Origin of the sequence: Streptomyces sp. WELS2 (assembly GCF_013870595.1) — a bacterium.
Lineage (GTDB): Bacteria > Actinomycetota > Actinomycetes > Streptomycetales > Streptomycetaceae > Streptomyces.
Genome location: NZ_JACBWZ010000531.1, coordinates 1 through 4,471 on the forward strand (window position 1 = coordinate 1; position 4,471 = coordinate 4,471).

Annotated in this window: 4 protein-coding genes; all 4 read right to left on the reverse strand. The window is 75.0% G+C overall.

Annotated features, from left to right (window positions below):
- Positions 1 to 30: 30 nt before the first annotated feature.
- On the reverse strand, positions 31 to 1,251 hold the full coding sequence (locus tag H5J33_RS24900; RefSeq protein ID WP_181797109.1) for a cytochrome P450: 1,221 nt from the start codon (positions 1,249 to 1,251) through the stop codon (positions 31 to 33).
- Positions 1,252 to 1,325: 74 nt separating this feature from the next.
- Positions 1,326 to 2,006 carry a response regulator transcription factor gene (locus tag H5J33_RS24905; RefSeq protein ID WP_181797110.1) on the reverse strand — a complete coding sequence of 227 codons (681 nt, stop codon included), beginning with the start codon at positions 2,004 to 2,006 and terminating at the stop codon, positions 1,326 to 1,328.
- Positions 2,003 to 3,394, reverse strand: coding sequence for a sensor histidine kinase (locus tag H5J33_RS24910; protein WP_181797111.1), 1,392 nt, complete (start codon positions 3,392 to 3,394; stop codon positions 2,003 to 2,005). Before H5J33_RS24910 ends, H5J33_RS24905 begins: the two co-directional genes overlap by 4 nt.
- Positions 3,387 to 4,471 (reverse strand): acyltransferase (locus tag H5J33_RS24915; protein ID WP_181797112.1); only part of this gene is annotated, 1,085 nt, incomplete at its 5' end. The genes H5J33_RS24910 and H5J33_RS24915, both read right to left, overlap by 8 nt.

Sequence of the window (4,471 nt, forward strand, 5' to 3'; positions counted from 1 at the left end):
ACTGAATCCCGCGGGACACGGCGCGCCGGCTCAGCGCGGCTCCACCCGCAGCCCCCGCAGCCCCCTCATCACGAAGTTCGGCCGGCGCTCCGGCTCCGCCGCGAGGGTGAGCGTGGGCGCCCGCTCCAGCAGGGCCGTCAGGGAGGCGGCCAGTTCGATACGGGCCAGGGGCGCGCCGACGCAGTAGTGGATACCGGCGCTGAAGGAGATGTGCGGGTTCTCCGCGCGGGTGAGGTCCAGGCGGCCGGGGTCGGCGAAGACGGCCGGGTCGTGGTTGGCGGAGCCGAAGAGCAGGGCGACCTCGGAGCCCCTCGGGATCGTGGTGCCGCCGATCTCGATGTCGTCCAGCACCCAGCGCTCGAAGAGCTGGAGCGGGGTGTCGTAGCGCAGCAGCTCCTCGATCGCGGACGGCACCAGGGAGTGGTCGGCGCGCAGGGCCGCGAGCTGCCCGGGGTGGCGGAAGAGGGCGTACCAGCCGTTCACCGTGGCGTTGACGGTCGCCTCGTGGCCCGCGTTGAGGAGCAGCACCACCGTGGAGACCAGTTCCTGTCCGGTGAGGCGGTCGCCCTCGTCGTGGGCCGCGATCAGGGCGGAGACCAGGTCCTCGCCCGGCTCGGCGCGGCGGGCCGCGATCAGCTCCCGGAGGTAGCCGGAGAACTCCACCGACGCCCGCACCGCCCGGGCCGCCGTCTCCTCGGACGGGTTCAGCTCGTACATCCCGCAGATGTCCGCCGACCACGGCCGCAGCAGTGGCCGGTCCGCCTCGGGGATGCCGAGCAGCTCGGCGATCACTGCGACCGGCAGCGGCTCGGCCAGGTCCGTCAGCAGATCACCGCCGCCCTGCTCGACCAGGGCGGCCACCAGCTCGTTCGCCAGCCCGTGCACATACGGCGCCAGCCGCTCCACCGTGCGCGGGGTGAACGCCTTCGCCACCAGGCGCCGGATCCGGGTGTGGTCCGGGGGCTCCAGGTCCAGCATCCCGTGGTCGTTGAGGGTGTGGAACGGCTCGTGCTCGGGCGGGGGCGGGGTGCGGCCGAACTCCTCGTGCGTGAAACGGTGCAGGTAGGTGCGGCCGAGCCGGCGGTCCCTCAGCAGCGCCGAGACGTCCGCGTGGTGCGGCACCAGCCACTGGTCGCTCGGTTCGTACCGGACCACCCGGCCGCGGGCGCGCAGCTCGGCGTAGGCCGGATAGGGGTCGGCGACGAACGCCGGGTCCCAGGGGTCGAAGACATGGTCCGCAGCAGCTGCCATGGACGGACGCTAGCCCGGCCCGCCCCGCGTGGCCAGCCCCCGCCGGGGCGGTGTCAGCGGGTGCCGGTGCGGTGTCAGCGGACGCCGGGGCGGACCACGCCGGACTCGTAGGCGAAGACCGCGGCCTGGGTGCGGTCGCGCAGGCCGAGCTTCACCAGGATCCGGCCCACGTGCGTCTTGACGGTCTGCTCGGCCACCACCAGCCGCTCGGCGATCTCCGCGTTCGACAGGCCCTGCGCGATCAGCGCCAGCACCTCCGTCTCCCGCTCGGTCAGCTCGCCGACGCGCCGTCTGAGCGGGGCCCGGCCGCCGCCGTCCAGGCGGGAGAACTCCGCGATGAGCCGCCGGGTGATGCCGGGGGCCAGCAGGGCGTCGCCCGCGGCCACGACCCGGACCGCCTCGGCCAGCTGGTCCGCGGAGGCGTCCTTGAGCAGGAAGCCGGAGGCGCCCGCCCGCAACGCGTCGTACACGTACTCGTCCAGGTCGAACGTCGTCAGCACCAGCACCCGCACGGCGGGGTGGTCCTCCGTGATGCGGCGGGTCGCCTCGATGCCGCCGAGCTCCGGCATCCGGATGTCCATCAGCACCACGTCCGGGGACAGTTCGGCGGTCCGGGCGATCGCGTCCCGGCCGTCCACCGCCTGTCCGATCACCTCGATGTCGCTCTGGGCGTCGAGCAGCACCGTGAAGCCCTGCCGGACCATCTGCTGGTCGTCGGCGATCAGGACACGGATGCTGCCGGTACCGCTCGTCATGGGGTCTGTTCTCCTGTCGGGCGCTGGTCGGGCGGGTCCGGGACGTCCCCGGGGAGGAAGGCCGTGACGCTGAAGCCGCCGCCCTCGGTGCCGCCCGCCACGAGACGGCCGCCGAGCATGGCCACGCGCTCGCGCATGCCGAGCAGCCCGTGACCCGCGCCCGGGGAGGGCGGGACGGGGTGCCGGGGCGGGGAGTTGTCCACCCTCAGCCGCAGCCCGTCCGGGAGATGCCCGACCTCGACCCGCACCCGGGTCCCGGGCGCGTGCCGCAGGGCGTTGCTCAGCGCCTCCTGCACGATGCGGTACGCCGACAGCTCCACGCCCGGCGCGTAGGGCCGCATCCCGCCCACGACCTCGGCGGTCACGTCCAGGCCCGCCGCGCGGGTGTTCTCGATCAGCGCGCCGAGCCGGTCCAGCGTGGGCTGGGGGGCGTCCGGGGCCGCTCCGGTGCCGGGGGCACCCAGGCCGTAGGGGTCCTCGGGGTGCTCGGAGCGCAGCACACCGAGGACCCGGCGCAGCTCGGTCAGCGCCTCCAGCGCGTTGGCGCGGATGCCGGAGAGGTTCTCCAGCAGCTCCGGGGAGGGGTTCTCCACCAGGTGCGGGGCGACCTGGGCCTGGATGGAGATCACCGACATGTGGTGGGCGACCACGTCGTGCAGCTCCCGGGCGATCCGGCTGCGCTCCTCCAGCAGGGTGCGGCGGGCCCGCTCCTCCACGGTGATCGTCGTCTGCTGGACCAGCTCGCTGCGGGCCTGCTGGCGGCTGCGCAGGGCGGCACCGGTGACGGCCATGACGGCACACAGGGCCACCGCCAGCGTGCCGGTGCCGGAGTAGCGGCCCGCCCCCGTCAGAGCCTGCAGGACCCAGGTCACCGCGGTGGTCACGGCGGCCGCGGCCACCACACCGGCCGGCCGGACGCGCAGGGCGAGCAGCAGGAAGACCGCTATGTGCGCGATCAGCGTGGGTGTGGTCCAGGGCCAGTTCGGGGCGGGGCCGTGGGGCGGGAGGGCGGCCAGGTGCGGGCGGGCGAGCAGGGCGGTGACGGTGGCGGCGGCCAGGGACAGCGCCCAGGCCGGGACGGGCCGCCAGCCGGCCAGGAACAGCGCGGCGGCCTGGAGGACGGTGGTGCCGAGGGCGACCGGGAAGGCGATGCCGTAGGAGTCGGAGACCTCGGCGGCGCCGCCCACGGCGATGGTCAGCGCGATCCAGCCGAGGAGGAAGTAGGTGAGCAGACGGGCCCAGCGGTACCGGGAGTACGGGGGCGAGTTGCGGGTGGGGGCCTCGCCCAGCCAGACCCGCAGGCGGGAGGTGGTGCGGGGCGGGGTACGAGGGCCCTCGGCGGGGGTGGTGGTCGGGTCCTCGGGCTGCACGGGGTCAACCTTAGGCATGGTGCGGGGACTTCGTCGGCGGCAGATGGCGGTGGACCACCCGGGACGAACGGCGGCGCGTGCGGCGCGGGCCCCGCTCGCGGTGGCGGAAGGCCGCCAGGCACAGGGCCAGCGCCACGGCGAACACGGGCAGCCAGGCCAGCCGGTACGCCACCCAGAGCAGGGAGTCGGGCGCGGTGTGCAGACCGGGCAGGCGGCCGGCCACGAGCCCGGTGGCGGTGGTGGCCATCATCGCCGTCTGGTGCCACAGGAAGACCGTCATCGCCGAGAGGTTGACCAGGGCCACCGCCGCCCACACCAGGGGACGGGCGGCCGCACGGCGCAGCCGGTCGCGCAGTGACAGCGCCAGACCGCACTGGGCCAGGCCGAACGTGACGGCCGCCAGGGTCGGCGGGTTCAGGTTGGACACCGCGTCGCCGGGGACGCCGACCATGGACGCCGGGTAGCCCGCGCAGCAGACGAGGAGCACCGTGGCCGCCGTACCGCCGAACAGCAGGACCCGGGCCGAGCGGCGGCTGCGCAGCTCGCCCCGGGCCCAGGCCGCGCCCAGGGTGTAGGGCACCAGCCAGCCGGCGGCCAGGTTGGTCCAGCCGAGCCAGGACGGTCCGAGGTGCAGGCCGAAGCGGAGCAGGTCCACGTGCAGGACGACGGCGAGCGGCCAGAGGGGGTTGAGCCGGGCGACGAGCGGGGTGGCGGCCGTCAGCGCGGCGAACACCAGCAGGAACCACAGCGGGGACAGCGCGAGTTTCACCAGGCTGTGGACGGTGGCCGGGGGCGTGCCGCCGAGCAGCAGGGCGGCGGCGGTAACCGTCCACAGGGCGGCGAGGGCGGTGACCGGGCGGAGCAGCCGGGCCATGCGGGTGCGCAGCCAGTGGCCGTAGGAGTCGCCTCGGGCCCGGGCCCCGGCCAGACTGCGGGTCGCCGCATGACCGCCGACCAGGAAGAACACGGCCAGGGTCTGGAACAGCCAGGAGACCGGGGCCGGCCAGGGCTGGTGGCGCAGCGGGCTCTCGGTGCGCAGGACGCCGTCCTGCGCGACCAGGGCGGTGACCAGCCAGTGGCCGAGGACGACACCGA

What these genes read in the sequence shown, in the direction of transcription:
- H5J33_RS24900 (WP_181797109.1), bottom strand. Translation starts at nt 1,251, where the DNA reads ATGGCAGCTGCTGCGGACCATGTCTTCGACCCCTGGGACCCGGCGTTC.
- H5J33_RS24905 (WP_181797110.1), bottom strand. Translation starts at nt 2,006, where the DNA reads ATGACGAGCGGTACCGGCAGCATCCGTGTCCTGATCGCCGACGACCAG.
- H5J33_RS24910 (WP_181797111.1), bottom strand. Translation starts at nt 3,394, where the DNA reads ATGCCTAAGGTTGACCCCGTGCAGCCCGAGGACCCGACCACCACCCCC.